The 19,599-nt window shown below is 58.8% G+C and carries 17 protein-coding genes; 6 read left to right on the forward strand and 11 right to left on the reverse strand.

Annotated elements, in window-relative coordinates; all coding sequences use genetic code 11:
• Positions 1–519: 519 nt before the first annotated feature.
• Together HKK52_RS03165 and HKK52_RS03170 are read left to right on the forward strand one after the other, a co-directional pair.
• Complete coding sequence (locus HKK52_RS03165) at positions 520–1,881, forward strand: hypothetical protein (RefSeq protein WP_237150667.1); 1,362 nt, start codon at positions 520–522, stop codon at positions 1,879–1,881.
• 255 nt (positions 1,882–2,136) lie between these two features.
• A complete protein-coding gene (locus HKK52_RS03170) occupies positions 2,137–4,578 on the forward strand; it encodes an autotransporter outer membrane beta-barrel domain-containing protein (RefSeq protein ID WP_169369377.1) in 2,442 nt (813 codons plus the stop codon).
• Positions 4,579–4,674: 96 nt separating this feature from the next.
• Here HKK52_RS03170 and HKK52_RS03175 read toward each other — a convergent pair whose 3' ends face one another.
• The 6 genes from HKK52_RS03175 to HKK52_RS03200 form a co-directional block, all read right to left on the reverse strand.
• On the reverse strand, positions 4,675–5,166 hold the full coding sequence (locus tag HKK52_RS03175; protein WP_169369379.1) for a hypothetical protein: 492 nt from the start codon (positions 5,164–5,166) through the stop codon (positions 4,675–4,677).
• Between the two features lie 218 nt (positions 5,167–5,384).
• Positions 5,385–5,990, reverse strand: coding sequence for a LysE family translocator (locus tag HKK52_RS03180; RefSeq protein WP_169369381.1), 606 nt, complete (start codon positions 5,988–5,990; stop codon positions 5,385–5,387).
• 53 nt (positions 5,991–6,043) lie between these two features.
• On the reverse strand, positions 6,044–6,886 hold the full coding sequence (locus HKK52_RS03185; protein WP_169369383.1) for an AraC family transcriptional regulator: 843 nt from the start codon (positions 6,884–6,886) through the stop codon (positions 6,044–6,046).
• 88 nt (positions 6,887–6,974) lie between these two features.
• The gene (locus HKK52_RS03190) at positions 6,975–7,616 is read right to left on the reverse strand and encodes a DUF1345 domain-containing protein (protein WP_169369385.1); all 642 of its coding nucleotides are present in this window, start codon (positions 7,614–7,616) and stop codon (positions 6,975–6,977) included.
• Between the two features lie 190 nt (positions 7,617–7,806).
• Positions 7,807–10,905 (reverse strand): efflux RND transporter permease subunit, encoded by a 3,099-nt coding sequence (locus HKK52_RS03195; RefSeq protein WP_169369387.1) that lies wholly within the window; start codon positions 10,903–10,905, stop codon positions 7,807–7,809.
• 15 nt (positions 10,906–10,920) lie between these two features.
• On the reverse strand, positions 10,921–12,078 hold the full coding sequence (locus tag HKK52_RS03200) for an efflux RND transporter periplasmic adaptor subunit (RefSeq protein ID WP_169369399.1): 1,158 nt from the start codon (positions 12,076–12,078) through the stop codon (positions 10,921–10,923).
• A gap of 271 nt (positions 12,079–12,349) precedes the next feature.
• Between HKK52_RS03200 and HKK52_RS03205 the strand changes: the two genes are divergently transcribed.
• Positions 12,350–13,051, forward strand: a complete 702-nt coding sequence (locus tag HKK52_RS03205) for a response regulator transcription factor (RefSeq protein WP_027923024.1) — start codon at positions 12,350–12,352, stop codon at positions 13,049–13,051.
• Positions 13,052–13,055: 4 nt separating this feature from the next.
• Positions 13,056–14,357, forward strand: coding sequence for an ATP-binding protein (locus HKK52_RS03210; protein WP_169369401.1), 1,302 nt, complete (start codon positions 13,056–13,058; stop codon positions 14,355–14,357).
• Positions 14,358–14,600: 243 nt separating this feature from the next.
• Here HKK52_RS03210 and pncA read toward each other — a convergent pair whose 3' ends face one another.
• Genes pncA through HKK52_RS03235 form a run of 5 tightly spaced genes read right to left on the reverse strand, consistent with a single transcriptional unit; the run spans position 14,601 to position 17,736 of the window.
• Positions 14,601–15,242, reverse strand: a complete 642-nt coding sequence (gene pncA, locus HKK52_RS03215) for a bifunctional nicotinamidase/pyrazinamidase (protein ID WP_169369403.1) — start codon at positions 15,240–15,242, stop codon at positions 14,601–14,603.
• Positions 15,243–15,292: 50 nt separating this feature from the next.
• Positions 15,293–16,069, reverse strand: a complete 777-nt coding sequence (locus tag HKK52_RS03220; protein WP_169369405.1) for an anti-sigma factor family protein — start codon at positions 16,067–16,069, stop codon at positions 15,293–15,295.
• Positions 16,066–16,563 carry an RNA polymerase sigma factor gene (locus HKK52_RS03225; RefSeq protein ID WP_202027625.1) on the reverse strand — a complete coding sequence of 166 codons (498 nt, stop codon included), beginning with the start codon at positions 16,561–16,563 and terminating at the stop codon, positions 16,066–16,068. The genes HKK52_RS03220 and HKK52_RS03225 overlap by 4 nt, the downstream gene beginning before the upstream one ends.
• A 52-nt stretch (positions 16,564–16,615) precedes the next feature.
• On the reverse strand, positions 16,616–17,146 hold the full coding sequence (locus HKK52_RS03230; RefSeq protein WP_169369407.1) for a tetratricopeptide repeat protein: 531 nt from the start codon (positions 17,144–17,146) through the stop codon (positions 16,616–16,618).
• Between the two features lie 29 nt (positions 17,147–17,175).
• Positions 17,176–17,736, reverse strand: a complete 561-nt coding sequence (locus HKK52_RS03235) for a cytochrome b (RefSeq protein ID WP_169369409.1) — start codon at positions 17,734–17,736, stop codon at positions 17,176–17,178.
• A 136-nt stretch (positions 17,737–17,872) separates the two neighbouring features.
• Between HKK52_RS03235 and HKK52_RS03240 the strand changes: the two genes are divergently transcribed.
• Positions 17,873–18,646, forward strand: coding sequence for a class I SAM-dependent methyltransferase (locus HKK52_RS03240; protein ID WP_169369411.1), 774 nt, complete (start codon positions 17,873–17,875; stop codon positions 18,644–18,646).
• A gap of 134 nt (positions 18,647–18,780) precedes the next feature.
• Entirely contained in the window at positions 18,781–19,593 is an 813-nt protein-coding gene (locus HKK52_RS03245; protein ID WP_169369413.1) for a crotonase/enoyl-CoA hydratase family protein, read from the forward strand.
• Positions 19,594–19,599 lie beyond the last annotated feature (6 nt).

The raw sequence follows: 19,599 nt of genomic DNA on the forward strand, positions 1-19,599 counted from the left end.
CACGCAGCCTTCAACACCTCCTGTTGATTCGGATTTTTTGCCACGTCTGCCGATTGTCCGGTTTGGCCCAGTGGCTGCGCGACCAGCAGAAATTGACATCACAGTACCGGCCGGGTATCTGGGAGAAAATGCTACACCAGCAACCCCGACTCCCATTTGGGTACGGCTCAAACTCAGGGAAAGAGGTTTAAACGCCTTGACATCTCCCACAGTGCAGTTTTTTGTCGACCGCACTGCACCTTATCAGGCGAAGCCGTCACAGACCGGGACACTTCCGGGGACGCAACCCGGCGTCAAAGGCACTCCAGCCGTAACATTTCCCAACGCTCCCGTCGGCACAAGACTGGACGATGCCTGGGCATCGATACCAGCCAACGCCGCGGGGCTGAGGGTGGTGCCTGGCGTTGCCTACGCTAATCCGCAGCCAGACGATCGACTCACGCTGTATGCAGACGGAACTCGCACCGACCCTCCGGCAGTGCCGCCGCCATGCCCGTCGGTGGTGAAGTAGTGATCCCTATGAGCACCATACGCAGTGTTACCACTGGCAGGCTTCAGGTGTGGTTCCGTATAACGGATGTTGCGGGTAACTTCAGCAACTACTCGGTGAACTTCAGAGATGTATTGTTTCTGCCACTGCCGATATTGGCCCCGCCTATCGTCCTTTTGGCCAGCACTCCTGCGGACAACGTTATTGATCTGGACGATGTGCGTAGCCCGCAAGGGATTCAAGTACGCGTTAACCGCCCGACCAATTCGCTAAATACTGACGGAATCAGTCTTGCCTGGGGCGACGAAGCTGCTGAGGATTTGCTGTTTGGTACTGCCAATTTTCTGCTATTTACCATTCCCTGGTCGAAACTGTCGAGTGAATATCTTGATAAGCAAAGCGGTACGAATTGGGTTGTTCCGGTCACGGTGACGGCTGATTTGATGCGGGGTGGTTCGTCCATCAGCACCTCTGATGTTACTGTTGATACGGACTACTCAGTGCCCGGTAATCCTTATCCGATTGATCCGGTCAATCCGCCGCCCGATGTCAATCCTGAACTGAAACCGCTGATTGTACGCGGACAGGCGCCAGTGATAGATAACCAACTCGGTCCGCAAGATATCAATCAAACCGCCAGAGTCGTTATTGATCTCACACCTGTAACGCCTGGAACATGGCCAGACCCTGAGCCAGGTGACCAGGTAACCGTGCACTATTTTGGTGATGGTGGTGACGTTGTGGTTGGCTCAGCAGCTTTGACGGTGGGGAACATCAATACAACGATCGAAATCTTGTTGTCCTGGAACATCGTCGACGCTGGGGGGCAGGGATTGAAACAGATGTGGTGGGTAGTGGAGAACCCCAATCGCACTAATAGCCAGAAAGCTGCAGAAACCACGGTAACGGTCAATACGGTGGCTCTTGACCTTCCTGTTCCGGAACTTGTCCGGGACCCACTGGATGTTGGGACGCCTGATGGTTTCATCATTTGTAATACGTTGATTGCTCCTAATCGAGTGGCCCGATTCCGTATCCCGCCAAGTGTGGATCTCCCGACCGATACAGAAGTGACCTTTACCTGGCGCGGATGGCGCGATGCTGCCAAAACGATCCCGGCTCCCGCCAATACAGAGTTCACTGCTACGAGGAGGATAACGGCCGCTGAGACAGTTTCCGGGATGCTTTTTGATGTTGGACCTTATGATCCAGTCATTCGGAATGTTCCTTTACCGCCTCCCGCCACGCCTGATCCAGCAGTCGATTATTTTGGCTATGTAGAAGTCCAGTACACGATCCCTCTTGGGGGGTCATTGCCGGAGGACTTTACCATTTATCTACTTAATGCTGACTTCCTGTATTGCGAATCAGAACCTGGATGGATCCCATAGCATAGTGAGGAGTACGGCGCGTGAGCGCGATTGCGGGGAGAGGGGCTACCTCTCCCTGCAGTTTTTTTGGGTGTGCAATAAACGGGTGGCTGTTTATGGTTGTCGGTAATAAATCCCGAGAAAAACAGGATTATTCCTACATAGTTGTCACTGAGATATCGGTAATCTCCGTTGCCGTAGTTGACCCTGTATCAATGGGGAAACGGTCGATTATTATCTCTCTCCTTGACCGGGGATATATGTGAGTCGCTGACCATGAAATATGAAAAGCTGCATTATCTGAAATTAAACCGGCCTGTCGGTGTGGTTTCATGTTTGTTTATATTGATGATGGCGGCTGCACCAGCCTATTCAAGAGCACTGCTTCCAGGAGAGAGTGCCACTGTTGCGGTAGGTTCTACCCCGGAGTCATGGGCTGTTCCAACAGGCGCGACACTCAATATAAACGGCACCGGCGCACTGGATATCGATGTCGCTGCGGGCACACTGAATACCAATAATGCAACTACATCAGGCATCAACGGATCGACGGCAGCTAATATAAATTTAGTCAACTCTACGGTTACCAGTACGGTGTTTGATGCTGCTTTAGTCTTGACAGACAGTACTGGCACAGTGATGGGCAGTACGTTGATCAGTCAGGAGATTGCGCTGAAACTCGTACGCGATCTACTCGCGCCGGTGGGGTCCTCGGCAACCCTCACTAATAGTACTTTGCTCGGGAATCTTGGTGGCGCCGCAGTCACTTCTCTCAGTACGCTGAACCTGATCAATACTCGGGTTGAAGGCACCAGCGCAAATGCAGTTGGTTTGAGCTTGCATGGCGGTCACGCCAATGCCAGTGCCGGCAGTCAAATCTTCGGCGGGTTCAATGGTGTGAGCTTCGAAGCAGATACTTTCGCAGATCCTTCGACGATTACCCCCGCAAGCCATCTGACGCTGGACAACTCTAGCGTCCAGAGCGGAACTGGCGCGGCAATCAGTGTCAACGTCGTGACACCGGCAGGTCAGCCGGTACTGATCGATGTGCTCAACGGCTCATCCCTGACCGGAGGCAATGGCAACCTGCTTGAGGTTACTGAGGGAAGTGCGGCCCAATTACGCGTTAACAACAGCAAACTGGTGGGTAATGTCGATGTCGCTTCCGGTGGTTCAGCCGGTGTGCAACTGCAAAATTCCGCCAGTTTGACGGGCAATCTCACTCGCGTTGATTCGGTGACGGTCGATACACAAAGTACGTTGATCGGCAATGTGCAAGGCACAGGTGCCGGGGTGGTTACGCTGGACAACAATTCGGTATTTCAGGGCGCTGTTAGCGGCGTCAGTGACATGTCTGTCAGCCGTGGTGCCGAGTGGAACATGGTTGGCAACAATGCGCTGACCACACTGAACATGAACGGCGGCAGTGTTCGTTTGGGGACGAACGAAGCGTTCACTCGACTGGATGTCGTCAACTTGTCCGGCAATGGGCAGTTTCAGATGGGCACCAACCTGGCCACCGGTCAGACCGACTTTTTGAATGTGACCGGGTCGGCTACTGGCAACCATCAGTTACTGGTGGCTGCCACCGGTAGCGAGCCGGTCAGCGGCACTCCGGTTCAGATCGGCAACATCGCCTCAGGGGATGCCGCCTTCGCTCTGCAAAATGACCGTGTTGATGCTGGAGCATTTACCTACAAGCTGGTGAAAGATGGCGAAGGTCTTTACTTGCAACCCGACAAGGATACCCCCAGCAGTGGTACCCAAACGGCACAGGCCATTTCGGCCACGGCTATTACTGCGATCTATGGTGATATGTCGATGCTCAATACTCGTCTCGGGGATCGCCGCATGACCGGCACTCAACCCACGAAGCAGTCTGTCAACGCATTGGATACGGATGCCAATACCTCAAAGTATGGCGTGTGGATGCGTACCTACGGTAATCAGTACAACGTTAAGGACGCGTATGGTGGTGGTTACACGCAAAATCAGACTGGGGTCTCGGCGGGCGTTGATGGTCCCCTGGCAATCGGGGATGGTCAATGGTTGATCGGCGCCTTCGCTGGCTACAGCACGACCAACCTGAATTTGAAACGCGGTAGTTCGGGTTCGATCGATAGCGTGTATCTCGGCAGCTACCTGACTTGGTATGACGAAGCTACGGGTTACTACGTGGATACCGTTGCCAAAATCAACCGCTTCAATAACACCGCCAAAGTCTCGCTAAGCGATGGTACTCAAACCAAGGGCGACTTCAGCAACATGGGAGTCAGCGGCTCTGTTGAAGTGGGTAAACACATTATGCTGGACAAGGGGTTCTTCATTGAGCCATCGGCGCAACTCAATGCAGCGGTTGTCGCAGGAAAAGATTACACGCTGGATAACGGTCTTCGCGTGGATAACGACGAGACACGTTCCCTGCTCGGTAAGGTCGGCATGACTGTGGGGCGTGAGATTGTTCTGGACAATGGCAGCAAGCTTCAGCCGAGGCTCCGCGCTGCGATCAGTCACGAGTTTGTTAACAATAATCGTGTCAGCGTAAACGACACTGATTTCAACAATGACCTGTCCAATACCAGCCTGGAGTTGACCGGTGGACTGAACTGGGCGCCCGTCAACAAAAAATGGCAGGTTTATGGTGAGTTGGGTACTAGTCGTAGCAGTACAGTCACGCAGAACCTGGGAGGAAGTATGGGGGTCAGTTACAGTTTCTAAATCATGATTTGAAGGCTGTTTTCATTCAGATGGTCGTCATAAAAAAGGAAGCGTTCAGCTTCCTTTTTTATATCTACTGCTTATCGAATATCGACATTAACCTCGCGTAGAACTATCGCTTTCGCCAAAGAACCTGCCGTCGATCGGAAAAAATGCATTTCCATCTGCACCGCCAGAACCAAATACCCCATCAAAACTTCCTTCGATGCTTTCATCATCAAATTGTTTAATAACGAGGTAGCCACTGGTTGCACGATGCGAAACACCATTAACAGGATCCGAGTAATACGTGATTGCGAGATCATCATTCTCCGCTTCAAGGTCATGTATGCCGGGAGTTGGTCTTGTGGAAAAAATCATTTCGAAAAACTTGCTCTGCCCTTGCTCGGTGTGAGTGGCTCTCAAACGCAACACTTTTCGGGATGGATAATCCACGTATTCCAATGCCACTTTCGCCGTGGCATTGAAGTCAAAAGGTACAGGTAATGAGGGAAGTGGACCGCTACCTTTATTAACGGCTGCATAAAAATACGTTTGCGCAGGGGCTTGGTAGGTTGCCACGTAAGCATTTCGCGCTGCTTGGCTCATGAGCTTATCTCCGGGCTTAGTGATAAAAAATATCCAAAGACTGTTAAGTCCTAATTCTGGAAGTACTATCAAAGCCGAAACGGCAATGGCTTGTAAACTGGCATAGTTGACAGTTTACAAGTTGTGCTTTATGTGCCCTCTGTGATTTTTTGTTTATTGCATGCGTCACGCATATTCCTAAACTGAATATCTTTAACTGAAGTTGTGTGCCTGGGTTGTTAATAAAAAATTAACCAAGAGGAAAATAATAAAAGCAGCGCCATGAACCGGTTAAATCTGCGCTGGTTTTTTAACGACCCGAAAAACCCTTGGGCACTGACTCCCATGAGTGCCCAAGTTGTCAGGCAAGGCAATGAAATACAGAAAAAAATCCCGGCCAAAAGCAATATCTGTTTTTGGCGATCACATTCATCTCCCGCAAACACGCTGACCACCGTCACCGCCATCACCCAGGTCTTTGGATTGACCCACTGCAAAGCTGCGGCCCCCCAAATTCCCAGCCGTCGACGAGGCTGCCGTGGATCAATAATGTCCATCGGCGCTTTGAACAATGCCCATGCCAGATAACTCAGCCAAAGCACACCCGCCCATTGCATCGCACGTTGCAGGCTTGGGTGGTGGCTCAGAGCGTGACCAAAACCACTGCCCACCAGCAACACAATTAATGCTGCGCTGGCACACGCCCCGAAAACAATCGGCAACGCAGCCTTGAATCCATAACGGGCACTGTTACTCAGCACCAGAATATTGGTCGGCCCCGGCGTGATCGACGCCACGAACGCAAACAACAAAAACGGCAGCAGGGTAGGGAAAGTGGACAACATGATCTTTGAGCTCCTGTGAATGATCGATGGGGTCGATATTCACAAGCCACAGGTCACGCGTCTGGAAGATTTGAGCAGCGCTTGCGGTACATCGCAGGGGTCAGCCCATAGGCCCTAACAAACCAGCGACCTAAATGGCTTTGATCAGCAAAACCCAACTCCACGGCCACCGCCGCCGGTTGCACACCGCCAGCAAGCATTCGTCGGGCCTTGGACAGGCGCAGTTGCACCAGATACGCATGGGGCGCCAGTCCGTAGGCAGCCTTGAATGCGCGGGTCAGGCGAAAGCGGTCAACACCGGTAGCAGCGGCCAATTGATCGAGGCCGATGTCCAGATGAGCGTTGGCGTGCAGGTATTCCCGGGCTTTTTGCGCCACCAGCGGCAGGCGCGGGTCTTCGCGGTAGCGGGTGCGCCAGTGCAAGTGGCTGGTGAGACGTTCGAGCAAACCGTCGAGGGCGGTCTGGCGCACGATCTTCAACTCGCCACCGTGCAAGGTCTGGAACGCCAGGCTGGTGGCCTGGGCCAGTTGCGGGTCGGTGGTCAGGGTGTTGGCGAAACTCAATTGGCTGTTGAGCGGTGCGTCTTCGAACACGGCGTTCAGTTCGCGTTCCAGCCAGTGCGGGTCGAGGTACAGCATGCGGTAGGTGAAGCCGCTCTCGGTCGGCGCATCGCCATCGTGGATGTCGCCCGGCTCCAGCAGAAACACCTTGCCGGGTGTGCTTTGATGCATGGCGCGGCGGCAGTTGAATTGCTGCACGCCTTGCTCGGTAACGCCTACCAGATAGCTGTCATGCCAGTGCGGGTCGTAGGCGTGGCCCTCGTTAAAATGCGCCCGCAGGGTTTCGATTCCGGTGTCGGCGTCCTGGGTCAGGTCGATCCAGTTATGAGGGGGCATACGGCACCTGTCAGTCGGTTTGCCGACTTATTTAACGTCTGCAGTACGGGCGATGACTAGAACGTTTGTGCAGCTCATTGATCCCACATTAGCTGAAGAGTCCCGCCGCGATGTTGATCGAGAACCCGAGAATCGCCGTGTTGAACACAAACCCGATCAGCGATTGAGCCAACACAATCTTGCGAATACCCCTTGTCGCCACGCCAACGTCCGCCGTCTGCACCGCGACGCCGATGGTGAAGGAGAAGTAGAGGAAGTCCCAGTAGTTGGGAGTGGTCAGGCCTTCGGCAAAACGCAGCGCCGGCTCCTTGCCGTCCCAGGTGTAGAACAGGCGAGCATAGTGAACGCTGAAAATCACCCCGATCAGCAGCCATGAACCAATCACCGTCGCCGCGGTGAAGGCGTAGTGCAGCAACTTGCGGGAGGTTTCCAGGTCTTTGCTGCCGGCCAGTTCGAAGGTGATGGTCGCCAGGCTGGCAATCGCGGCGATGCAAACGACGAACAGCACCAGCCCGGCGTTTTCGTCTTCGATCTCGGCAAGGCGTTTGACGTCCGGTGCCTTGGCGCGTGTCGCGAGCCAGACCATCAACACCAGATAAGTCCAGACGCCAGCGTTCCAGCCGATGAGGATTTTACTGATGACTGAGTCGGCGGGGGCCAGAATACCCACCGCGATGCCGAGCGTGGCAGCGGCGGACAGGCGAGGGTGGGTGCGGGCGAGGAGGGGCATGGAGGCTCGTTGGGTCAGGGTTTTGATTACCTTAGCCCAGCGGGGTGTGTTGTGACCACATACCTGATAACGACGCCATTCCCCTGTGGGAGCGGGCTTGCTCGCGAAAGCGGTGTGTCAGACAACATTAATGCTGACTGACACGGCCCCTTCGCGAGCAAGCCTGCTCCCACAGTTGATTCGAGTTGGGTCAGATATCCTTGTGGCGCTTACCCACCAACTTCATCACCACCACAAAAAACACCGGCACAAACAGCACTGCCAGGGTTGCCGTGATCATCCCGCCGATCACCCCGGTGCCAATGGCTTGCTGGCTCGCCGAGCTGGCCCCGGTGGCAATCGCCAGCGGCACCACGCCGAGGATGAATGCCAGCGAGGTCATGACAATCGGTCGCAAGCGCAACCGCGCGGCTTGCAGGGTGGCGTCGATCAGGTCGTGGCCTTCGTCGTACAGGCTCTTGGCGAATTCGATGATCAGGATCGCGTTTTTCGCCGACAGGCCGATGATGGTGATCAGCCCGACCTTGAAGAACACGTCGTTGGGCATCCCGCGCAAGGTCACCGCCAGTACCGCGCCGAGTACGCCGAGCGGCACCACCAGCAGCACTGAGGTCGGGATTGACCAGCTCTCATACAACGCCGCCAGGCACAGGAACACGATCAGCAGCGACAACCCGAGCAGAATCGGTGCCTGACTGCCGGACAAACGTTCCTGCAACGACAGACCGGTCCATTCCTGGCCCAATCCCGCCGGGCCTTGCGCCACCAGCCGTTCGATTTCCGCCATGGCTTCGCCGGTGCTGTGACCGGGCGACGGTTCGCCGGAAATACTGATCGCCGGATAGCCGTTGTAGCGGGTCAATTGCGTCGGGCCCTGGGTCCATTTGGCCTGGACGAAAGCGGACAATGGCACCATTTTTCCGGCGTTGTTGCGCACGTGAATTTTCAGCAGGTCTTCGACCTGACTGCGCCGATCACCTTCGGCTTGGACGACGACGCGCTGCATCCGCCCTTGGTTCGGGAAGTCATTGATGTAGGCCGAACCCACGGCGGTGGACAGCACGCTGCCGACATCGGCAAACGAAACCCCCAGCGCGTTGGCTTGTTTACGGTCCACTTCCAGTTGCACTTGCGGGGCTTCGGCCAGGGCGCTTTCGCGCACATTCATCAGGATCGGACTTTTCTCCGCCGCCGCCAGTAACTGCGTGCGTGCCTCCATCAGCGTGGCATGGCCGAGGCCGCCGCGATCCTGCAGGCGGAACTCGAAACCACTGGAAGTGCCGAGACCGTCCACCGGTGGCGGCAATACGGCAAACACCACGGCGTTCTTGATCTGGCTGAGGGCGATGTTGGCGCGGTCAGCAATCGAGCTGGCCGAGTCATCGCTGCTGCGCTCGGACCAATCCTTCAACGTGGTAAAGGCCAACGCCGCGTTCTGCCCACTGCCAGAGAAGCTGAAGCCGAGAATCACCGTGCTGTCGCCTACGCCGGGTTCCGAGGCGTTATGTTTTTCGATTTGCTCTACCACCTGCACCGTGCGGTTCTTGCTTGCGCCCGGTGGCAGTTGGATGTCGGTGATGGTGTAACCCTGGTCTTCCACCGGCAGGAACGAGGAGGGCAGGCGACTGAAGCACAGGCCCAAACCGATCAGCAGCACGCCGTAGATCAGCAGGTAACGCCCGGTGCGTTTCAGCGCATAGGCGACCCAGCCCTGATAACGCACGGTCAGCTGTTCGAAGCGACGGTTGAACCAGCCGAAGAAACCACCCTTTTCGTGATGCTCACCCTTGGCAATCGGCTTGAGCAGCGTTGCGCACAGCGCCGGGGTCAAGGTCAGGGCGAGGAAGGCCGAGAACAGAATCGAGGTGGCCATCGATAGCGAGAACTGCTGGTAAATCACCCCCACCGAACCCTGCATGAACGCCATCGGAATAAACACCGCCACCAGCACCAGGGTGATGCCGATGATCGCACCGGTGATCTGCTTCATCGCCTTGCGCGTCGCTTCCTTGGGCGACAGACCCTCGGTGACCATGATCCGCTCGACGTTCTCCACCACCACGATGGCGTCGTCCACCAGAATGCCGATGGCCAGGACCATGCCGAACATGGTCAGCACGTTAATCGAGAAACCCAGCGCGAGCATGGTGGCAAAGGTGCCCATTAACGCCACCGGCACCACCAGCGTCGGGATCAGCGTGTAGCGAATGTTTTGCAGGAACAGGAACATCACCGCGAACACCAGCAACATCGCCTCGCCCAAGGTGTAGACCACTTTGGTGATCGAGACTTTGACGAAGGGCGAGGTGTCGTACGGGATCTTGTATTCGACGTTGGCCGGGAAGTAGCGCGCCAGGTCGTCCATCTTCGCCCGCACGGCGGTGGCGGTGTTCAGGGCGTTGGCCCCCGGTGACAGCTGCACGCCGACGGCGGTGGACGGCTTGCCGTTCAGGCGGGTGCCGAACTGGTATTCCTGGCTGCCGATCTCGACCCGCGCCACATCGCCGATACGCACCGTGGAGCCGTCGGGACTGGCCTTGAGCACGATGTCGGCAAATTCTTCCGGCGTCGACAACTGGCCCTTGACCATGATGGTCGCGGTGATTTCCTGGGTGCTGCGGGTCGGCAAGTCACCGATGCTGCCGGCCGACACCTGGGCGTTCTGCGCGACGATCGCGGCGTTGACGTCAGCCGGGGTCAGGTTGAAACCGATCAGCTTCTGCGGGTCGATCCAGATCCGCATCGCCCGTTCGGCGCCGTACAACTGGGCCTTGCCGACACCGTCGAGGCGCTTGATCTCGTTCATCACGTTGCGCGCCAGGTAATCGCTGAGCGCCACGTCGTCGAGCTTGCCGTCGCTGGAGGTCAGGGTGATCAGCAACAGGAAGCCGGAGGAGACTTTCTCCACCTGCAAGCCTTGCTGGTTCACGGCCTGGGGCAGCCGCGACTCAATGACTTTGAGGCGGTTTTGCACATCGACCTGCGCCATCTCGGGGTTGGTGCCCGGTTGGAACGTCGCCTTGATGGTGGCGCTGCCGAGGCTGCTTTGGGATTCGAAATACAGCAGGTGATCGGCGCCATTGAGCTCTTCCTCGATCAGGCTGACCACGCTCTCATCGATGGTCTGCGCCGAGGCGCCCGGGTACACGGCGTAGATTTCGATCTGCGGCGGCGCGACATCGGGGTACTGCGCCACCGGCAGCTGCGGAATGGCCAGGGCACCGGCCAGCAGGATGAACAACGCGACCACCCAGGCGAAAACCGGGCGGTCGATAAAGAACTGCGGCATAAAAAAGCGTCCTGCTTACTGACCAGAAACCTGGGCAAGTGGAAGAGGGGTGTCGTCGATCTGCACTTTCTCGCCGGGCTTGGCGTGTTGCAGGCCTTCGGTGACGATGCGGTCGCCGGGCTTGAGGCCACCGCTGACGATCCAGCGATCGTTCTGCACCGCGCTCAGTTGCACCGGTTGCAGGCCGACCCGCTGCTCGGCATCAAGCAACATCACTTGGGCAACCCCAGCGCTGTCACGCTGGATAGCCCGTTGCGGCACGCTGATGCCTTGCTGATTGACCGCTTGTTCAATCCGTACACGGACGAAACTGCCAGGCAGCAAGTCGAGGTCCGGGTTAGGGAACTCGCTGCGCAGGATGATCTGGCCAGTGCCCGGATCAACGCTGATTTCGGCGAACAGCAGTTTGCCCGGCAGCGGATAAAGGCTGCCGTCATCCTGGATCAGCGTGGCCTTGGCCTGATCCTGGCCGACCTGCTGCAGGTTTCCGGAACGGAATGCCCGACGCAGGTCGTTGAGTTCCCGGGTCGACTGCGTGAGGTCGGCGTGAATCGGGTTCAATTGCTGGATCAACGCCAGCGGGGTGGTTTCGTTCTGTCCGACCAGTGCGCCTTCGGTGACCAGGGCGCGCCCGATACGCCCGGAAATCGGCGCGGTGACGGTGGCGTAACCGAGGTTCAGCTTGGCCCGGGTGACGGCTGCCTTGTTGGCCGCCACATCAGCGGCGGTCTGCCGGGCATTGGCCCGGGCGTTGTCGTAGTCCTGGCCGCTGATGGCATTGCCTTCGATCAACTGCGAATAGCGCTGCTCCTGCAATTTGGCCTGGAACGCATTGGCCTCGGCCTTGCGCAACGCCGCTTCGGCGCTGTCCAGATCGGCCTTGAACGGTGCCGGGTCGATGCGGAACAGCACGTCGCCCTGTTTCACGTCGCTGCCTTCGCGGAAGGTGCGTTGCAGCACCACGCCGGCGACCCGGGCGCGGACTTCGGCAATGCGCGGCGCGGCAATCCGCCCGCTCAGTTCGCTGCTGATCGACAGTGGCCGCGCTTCGATGGTTTCGATGCGCACGGTGGCCAGTGGCGCCGCTTCTTCAGCGGTCGAAGACTTGTCACATGCGCTCAGTGTCAACGCCAGTGCAATCAGGCTGAGCGTGGCAAGCAGGTTCTTTGACATGTGAATACCCCAATAATGACCCCGGCATCCTACGGGGAGTCGGCGAGAGTAGCGGTGAAGCTTTGTAGGCGCTGTGTGAAATTGTGTAAGGGTTTTACTCGCGGGTGCGTGAGGGCGTATATCCTTGGGCCCTTGAATTTCTCAGCGACCGTTCGGGCGCCTTCGCGGGCAAGCCTCGCTCCTACAGGGGAATGCGATACCTGTGTAGGAGCGAGGCTTGCCCGCGAAGAGGCCCGAAAGATCGCCACAGCACTTTTTCTGGAAACACCCCATGCCCAACATCCTCCTGGTCGAAGACGACACCGCGCTCTCCGAACTGATCGCCAGCTACCTGGAACGCAACGGCTATAGCGTGAGCGTGATCAGCCGCGGCGACCATGTGCGCGAACGTGCGCGGGTCAATCCGCCGGACCTGGTCATCCTCGACCTGATGCTGCCGGGCCTCGATGGGCTGCAAGTCTGCCGCTTGCTGCGCGCGGACTCGGCAACGTTGCCGATCCTGATGCTCACCGCCCGGGACGACAGCCACGATCAGGTGCTGGGCCTGGAAATGGGCGCCGACGACTATGTCACCAAACCCTGCGAGCCGCGCGTATTGCTGGCCCGGGTGCGCACCTTACTACGGCGCAGCAGCCTCGGCGAACCGCAGACCGCCAACGACCGCATCCTGATGGGCAACCTGTGCATCGACCTGTCCGAGCGCACCGTGACCTGGCGCGAACAATTGGTGGAGTTGTCCAGCGGCGAATACAACCTGCTGGTGGTGCTGGCCCGGCATGCCGGCGAAGTGCTGAGTCGCGATCAGATCCTGCAACGCCTGCGTGGCATCGAATTCAATGGCACCGACCGCTCGGTGGACGTGGCCATTTCCAAGCTGCGCCGCAAGTTCGACGACCATGCCGGCGAAGCGCGCAAGATCAAGACCGTGTGGGGCAAGGGTTACCTGTTCAGTCGCTCCGAGTGGGAATGCTGAGGCGATGTTCAGAATCCTCTTTCGCCTGTACCTGGTGACGATCGTTTCCTACAGCGCCGCGATTTATCTGGTACCGGACGTGGTGATCAAGCTGTTCCATGAACGCTTCGTCACCTACAACCTCGATTATTCCCGTGGCTTGCAGACCCTGATCGTCAAGCAATTCCACGCTGTGCCGACTGAACAATGGCCAGCGCTGGCGGCGGAAATGGACAAGGAGTTCCAGCCGCTGGACATCGTCTTGAGTGGCAAGGATGACGAGGATTTCACCCTGGATGAGCGCGAACGTTTGCACCGTGGCGAGAACGTGGTGCGCATCGGCGACTGGGGCTGGCGCACCTTGGCGGTGGCGCCGCTGAACGAGCAGACCGTCGTGCAAATGGTGGTGCCGCCGGACCCGCTGGACGTCAATCTGTTGTACTGGAGCATCAACGTGCTGATCGGCGCGATGATGCTCGCATGTCTGCTGCTGTGGCTGCGCCCGCACTGGCGCGACCTGGAACGCCTGAAAGGCACGGCGGAGCGTTTCGGCAAAGGGCACTTGAGCGAACGCACGAAGATCTCCCACACGTCCAATATCGGCAGCCTGGCCAACGTGTTCGACACCATGGCCGGCGATATCGAAAACCTGCTCAATCAACAGCGCGATTTGCTCAACGCGGTGTCCCACGAACTGCGCACGCCGCTGACACGCCTGGATTTCGGCCTGGCCCTGGCCCTGTCCGACGACATGCCGACAGCGAGCCGCGAGCGCCTGCAAGGGTTGGTTGCGCACATCCGTGAACTGGATGAATTGGTGCTGGAGTTGCTGTCCTACAGCCGCCTGCAAAATCCGGCGCGCTTGCCGGAGCGGGTTGAAGTGTCGCTCGATGAATTCATCGACAGCATTCTGGGCAGTGTCGACGAAGAGTTGGAATCGCCGGATATCGTGATTGATGTATTGCTGCATGGTCAGCTTGAGCGCTTCACCCTCGACCCGCGCCTGACCGCGCGGGCGCTGCAAAACCTGCTGCGCAATGCGATGCGCTACTGTGAAAAGCGCATTCAGATTGGCGTGCAGGTGTGTGCCAAGGGCTGCGAGATCTGGGTCGATGACGATGGGATCGGCATTCCGGAGGATGAGCGGGAGCGGATTTTTGAACCGTTTTATCGGCTGGATCGCAGTCGGGATCGTGCCACCGGTGGCTTCGGACTCGGGTTGGCCATCAGCCGCCGCGCCCTCGAAGCGCAGGGCGGGACGTTGACGGTCGAGGCTTCGCCGCTGGGTGGGGCGCGGTTCAGGTTGTGGTTGCCAACCCCGACCTGACGCTCGGATGGTCAGACACGGTGTTCGCTCGTAGCAGCTGCCGAGGCACGCGTTCGCTCGTAGCAGCTGCCGAGGCACGAGGCTGCGTTCGGCTGCGCAGCAGTCGTGAAATCAGGCGACGCGGTGTTTCAGAAAGACCGTGCGCTCAGGTTTTACGACTGCTTCGCAGCCGAACGCAGCCTCGTGCCTCGGCAGCTGCTACTAGCGAACGCTTGCCTTGGCAGCTGCTACGGTCGTGCGGTGTCAGTCGAGTATCGCGGTGGATTGAATCAACCCGACCCCAGCCACCTGCATCCGCTCAATCGCCGCCGCCAGCGAACCGTCCAGATCAATCGCCCGACACGCATCCAACACCACAATCGCATTGAACCCCGCCGCCCGCGCATCCAGCGCGGAATACATCACGCAGAAATCCAGCGCCAACCCGACCATATAAACCGTGTCGATGCCGCGTTCCTTCAAGTACCCGGCCAAGCCCGTGGTGGTCGTGCGATCGGCCTCCAGAAACGCCGAATAACTGTCGATATCCGGATTGCAGCCCTTGCGGATGATCAGTTGTGCGTGGGGCAAGTCCAAATCTGCGTGGAGTGCCGACCCAGGGGTATCCCGCACACAGTGCACCGGCCACAACGTCTGCTCGCCGTACGGCAATTGAATCATCTCGTAAGGCTGGCGCCCCGGGTGGCTGGACGCAAACGAGGCATGCCCGGCGGGGTGCCAGTCCTGGGCAATGATCACCTGCTTGAATTGGCCGCCCAATTGATTGATCAACGGCACGATCAGGTCACCTTCAGGCACCGCCAGTTGGCCGCCGGGGATGAAGTCGTTCTGAACATCGATCACCAGCAACGCGGTACGTGAAGGGTAGAGCGAGGGATGCGGCATGGGGTGTTTCCTCCTTGGAAGTCAGGCGCCAAGCATAGTGATGATTGGCGTTATACGCTCAGCCGACTTCTCAAGACTTTGGCCATGTCCTCAAGATCCGCCACGGGGTTGTGCCCGATCAGCATCCAGGCGTGCTCCGTGTCGGTCCAGAACACGACGTTCATGTCGTGCCGACGTTCATGGGCAAACGGCCGGCTGCCTTTGTTGGAACGGGTGACACACAGCGCCATCGGGCCGTGGGTGGGGTCGAGATAGGTGATCTGGGCGATGGGGACGCCTTCGTACTCGAGGATTTGCGCGCGTTTGAGCTCCAGGCGCGGCAAAGCCAGTTTTGCCGGCGCGAGGCTCAGGCCCAAACGGCTGTCGATGGTGCGCAGTTGCGCGCGCTGAGTCGCCTCATCGCCAGGCAAGTGTTCGAGGGTTTGCGGCACGTAAAGCGACATGTAATCGGCGACCAGCCCGCGCCAGTTGCTTTTCTTTTGACTCAACTGCCAGCCGAGGAACAATCGATCGGCCACCACGCTGCTCACCACCAAACCGGCGGCTGCCGCCAGAAACCAGCGACGGTTCAGCGCCGGACGGGCAGGGCTGGGCAGGGTGTCGAGCATGGCTTGCAGGCGATCCGTCGGCGCTTGCTTGCCCAGCTCTTCATAAGCGTCCTTGAACGGCAGGTTGCTGCGGGCCAGCCACTGCAGGCGCAGGCTGAGCGCCGGGTCATCGTGGAGGGCGGCGTCGATGTGGCTGCGTTGTTCGGTGTCGAGCTGGTCGTCGAGGTAGGCCACCAACTGTTCATCGGTCGGGATCGTCGGGCGTAGGGGGTCGGTCATCGACGTTCTCCAGTGGTGGGGCTCGGTACGGCGTGCAAGGGCGGGTACTCCGCCAGTTTCAGGCGGGCGGTGGCCAGGCGGCTCATGACCGTGCCAATCGGCACTTGCAGCACCTCGGCCACTTCGCGGTAGGACAAGCCTTCGACATAGGCCAGGTACACCGTTTCGCGCTGGGCTTCGGGCAGGGCATCGACGCGCCGGATCACCTGGGCGGCCAGCACATGGGTTTGCGCCGCGTGTTCGCCGTCGAACGACAGCGCCTCGTCGGCGTTCACCAACCCCTGGCCCAGGCGCACACGCCGGGCGCGCACTTCATTGAGCCAGATCGAGTGCAAGATGCTTAGCAGCCAGCGGTCCATGCGCGTGCCCGGCACAAATTGCCCGGCCCGTTCCAGCGCCCGCACGCACGTGGCTTGCACCAGGTCTTCGGCCACATGCCGTTGCCGGGACAGCAGCAAGCCGTAGCGCCATAACCGCGCCAGATGCTGGCCCAACTCTGCTCGTATTGCTTGATCGCTGGCGATGGCGACCTCCGTCCGTTCGGTGTCAGGTTTTCGATGAATCGTGGATGGCTTCGGCCAGGTCCTGGTATTCCTCGCAAGTGCTGCCACAGATCGATTTGATCTGCTGCAACTGCTCCTGGGCAAGGTCCAGTCGGCCCTTGATCACATAAGCCTCGCCGAGGTATTCGCGCACTTGCGCATACTGCGGGTCGAGTTTGACCGATTGCAGGTAATAGCCGATGCCTTCATCGGTTCGGCCCAGTTTACGCGTGGCGTAGCCGCGATAGTTGAGGGCTTTGGCGGTGTTGGGCTCTTTGAGGGTATCGAGCACCGCCAGGGCTTCTTCGTAGCGCCCGTCCTTGGCCAGGCGATAGGCGTAATCGGTACGGTCGGCGTCCGGCACCAGGCGGCTGGTTTGCAGCGCGCATTTGCCCGACTTGCTGTCGAACACCTGGCCTTTGGGGCAATTGGGCTTGGCCGGGGCGTCGTCGTCGCCATTGGCCCATGCGTGAGCGCTGGACAGCGCGGCGACCAGTAGCAGCGGGGCGGTCAAAACAGCAAAACGGAGAGTCATTGGGGCAGTCCTCCACAAGTTGATACGTTTCAGTTCGAATCGCGTCCTGGCAGCATCCGGCGCAGGGTGCCGTCACGCAGGCCGTAATGATGGACCAGCGCCATCACCGCATGCAGCCCGGCCAGAATCACGATGGCCCAGGCCACGTTTTCATGCAGGCCACCAAACACCGATTTTATGCTTTTATCGAACGTCATCAGTGTTGGGACATCGAACAGCCCGAAGAAGTTGAACGGTTCGGCCTGGGCCCAGCGAAACAGAAAACCCAGCACGATCTGGCTCAGCAACAACAGGTACAACGCCAGGTGCGCGGTTTTCGCCGCAATGTTCATCATGCCTTGATTGGCGGGTGGCAAACGCCGGCCACGGGACAAGCGCCAGAGCAGCCGCCCGATCACAATCACCGCCAACAGAATGCCGCAGGAGATATGTACCGACTGCAAACCCTTGCGCAGCGGCGTGCCTTTGGCCAGTTGCTCCCAGATTTGCGCGCTGGCGAACATGAAGATCACCAGCGCGGCGGTCAGCCAGTGCAAAGTCATGGTCAGGCGGTCATAACGTGTCGGCGAATCGGCGTTCGTGCGGGTCATGGGCAATCCTCTTGGGCGATGTAAGGTGAACACCGCTGTGTGAACAATTATTCATTTTTTTGTGCGGGTCTTTGCAAGGAAAGCCCAAGCCCAGACGCTATGCTCGACAGCATCGCTGATGAGCGGGAGAACTGTCATGAGAGAGCACATTCACCCTGCCGCCGCCGATGGCTATAGAACCGGCGCCGACACCTACGTGCGTGGCCGCCCGGACTACCCGCCGCAAGTGGCCGACTGGCTGACCGGCACCCTGGGCTTGAATGCCGACAAAACCGTTATCGACCTCGGCGCCGGCACTGGCAAGTTCACCGGACGGCTGGTGGCCACCGGCGCGCAGGTGATTGCCGTGGAGCCGGTGCCGGAAATGCTGGAAAAATTGTCCGCCGCATTGCCCGACGTGCTGGCGGTGAGCGGCACCGCGACTGATCTGCCGCTGCCGAATGCCTCGGTGGATGTGGTGGTCTGCGCCCAGGCGTTTCACTGGTTCGCCAGCCCTGAAGCGCTGAGCGAAATTGCCCGGGTGCTCAAGCCGGGCGGCAAGCTTGGCCTGGTGTGGAACCTGCGCGATACCCGAGTCAGTTGGGTGCCGAAGCTCGATGCGATCGTCAATGCGCTGGAAGGTGACACCCCGCGTTATTACACCGGCGCCTGGCGCCTGGCCTTTCCGCATACGGCTTTCGGGCCGTTGCAGGCCGAGCATTTCGGGCATGGGCACACGGGTTCGCCGGAAGATGTGATTTTCAATCGGGTACGGTCTACCAGTTTTATTGCGGCGTTGCCCAAGGTGCAGCGGGACAGGGTGGATGCGCAGCTCAGGGCGTTGGTTGAGGGCGAGCCGGAGTTGTGCGGCAAGGAGATGATTACTGTGCCTTATGTGACGGCGGCGTTTGTGGCTGTTAAAGGCAGTTAAATGGGTGGTGTGCCCGCCCAGACACCACACCTCCCGGACCAGTCCCGCATTTGGCCGAACCGCTGCCTTACTCCCACCCGCGATGCCTTGTTATAGTTCGGGCCTCATTTTCCGTCCGGTCAAGGATCACTGCCATGTCTCAGTACACTGCGTTCACCGTCGAACTCGCCGACAAAATCGCCCATGTGCAGATCAACCGCCCGGACAAGATCAACTCGATGAACGCCGCGTTCTGGAGCGAGATCATCGATATTTTCCAATGGATCGACGACACCGACGAAGTGCGCGTGGTGGTCCTCAGCGGCACCGGCAAACACTTTTCCTCGGGCATCGACCTGATGATGCTGGCCGGCGTGGCCAACGAACTGGGCAAGGACGTCGGCCGCAATGCGCGCCTGCTGCGACGCAAGATCCTCGCCCTGCAAGCCTCGTTCAATGCGGTCGATAACTGCCGTAAACCGGTGCTCGCAGCCATCCAGGGTTACTGCCTGGGCGGCGCCATCGACCTGATCGCCGCCTGCGACATGCGCTACGCCGCCGACGACGCGCAATTCTCGATCAAGGAAATCGACATCGGCATGGCCGCCGACGTTGGCACCCTGCAACGCTTGCCGCGGATCATCGGTGACGGCATGCTGCGTGAACTGGCTTACACTGGTCGCCAGTTTGGTGCCGAAGAAGCGCGCGGCATGGGCCTGGTCAATCGGGTCTACAACGACCGCGACAGCCTGCTCGATGGCGTGATGGGCATTGCCCGGGAGATCGCCGGCAAGTCGCCGATCGCCATCACCGGCACCAAGGAAATGATCAGCTACATGCGCGACCATCGCATCGACGACGGCCTCGAATACGTCGCCACCTGGAACGCCGCCATGCTGCAATCCACCGACTTGCGCGTGGCCATGGCCGCCCATATGAGCAAACAGAAACCCGAATTTCTGGACTGATTAAAC

This window comes from Pseudomonas sp. ADAK2, assembly GCF_012935755.1.
Taxonomy (GTDB): Bacteria; Pseudomonadota; Gammaproteobacteria; order Pseudomonadales; family Pseudomonadaceae; genus Aquipseudomonas.

What these genes read in the sequence shown, in the direction of transcription:
- HKK52_RS03165 (WP_237150667.1), top strand. Translation starts at nt 520, where the DNA reads ATGAGCACCATACGCAGTGTTACCACTGGCAGGCTTCAGGTGTGGTTC.
- HKK52_RS03170 (WP_169369377.1), top strand. Translation starts at nt 2,137, where the DNA reads ATGAAATATGAAAAGCTGCATTATCTGAAATTAAACCGGCCTGTCGGT.
- HKK52_RS03175 (WP_169369379.1), bottom strand. Translation starts at nt 5,166, where the DNA reads ATGAGCCAAGCAGCGCGAAATGCTTACGTGGCAACCTACCAAGCCCCT.
- HKK52_RS03180 (WP_169369381.1), bottom strand. Translation starts at nt 5,990, where the DNA reads ATGTTGTCCACTTTCCCTACCCTGCTGCCGTTTTTGTTGTTTGCGTTC.
- HKK52_RS03185 (WP_169369383.1), bottom strand. Translation starts at nt 6,886, where the DNA reads ATGCCCCCTCATAACTGGATCGACCTGACCCAGGACGCCGACACCGGA.
- HKK52_RS03190 (WP_169369385.1), bottom strand. Translation starts at nt 7,616, where the DNA reads ATGCCCCTCCTCGCCCGCACCCACCCTCGCCTGTCCGCCGCTGCCACG.
- HKK52_RS03195 (WP_169369387.1), bottom strand. Translation starts at nt 10,905, where the DNA reads ATGCCGCAGTTCTTTATCGACCGCCCGGTTTTCGCCTGGGTGGTCGCG.
- HKK52_RS03200 (WP_169369399.1), bottom strand. Translation starts at nt 12,078, where the DNA reads ATGTCAAAGAACCTGCTTGCCACGCTCAGCCTGATTGCACTGGCGTTG.
- HKK52_RS03205 (WP_027923024.1), top strand. Translation starts at nt 12,350, where the DNA reads ATGCCCAACATCCTCCTGGTCGAAGACGACACCGCGCTCTCCGAACTG.
- HKK52_RS03210 (WP_169369401.1), top strand. Translation starts at nt 13,056, where the DNA reads ATGTTCAGAATCCTCTTTCGCCTGTACCTGGTGACGATCGTTTCCTAC.
- pncA (WP_169369403.1), bottom strand. Translation starts at nt 15,242, where the DNA reads ATGCCGCATCCCTCGCTCTACCCTTCACGTACCGCGTTGCTGGTGATC.
- HKK52_RS03220 (WP_169369405.1), bottom strand. Translation starts at nt 16,069, where the DNA reads ATGACCGACCCCCTACGCCCGACGATCCCGACCGATGAACAGTTGGTG.
- HKK52_RS03230 (WP_169369407.1), bottom strand. Translation starts at nt 17,146, where the DNA reads ATGACTCTCCGTTTTGCTGTTTTGACCGCCCCGCTGCTACTGGTCGCC.
- HKK52_RS03235 (WP_169369409.1), bottom strand. Translation starts at nt 17,736, where the DNA reads ATGACCCGCACGAACGCCGATTCGCCGACACGTTATGACCGCCTGACC.
- HKK52_RS03240 (WP_169369411.1), top strand. Translation starts at nt 17,873, where the DNA reads ATGAGAGAGCACATTCACCCTGCCGCCGCCGATGGCTATAGAACCGGC.
- HKK52_RS03245 (WP_169369413.1), top strand. Translation starts at nt 18,781, where the DNA reads ATGTCTCAGTACACTGCGTTCACCGTCGAACTCGCCGACAAAATCGCC.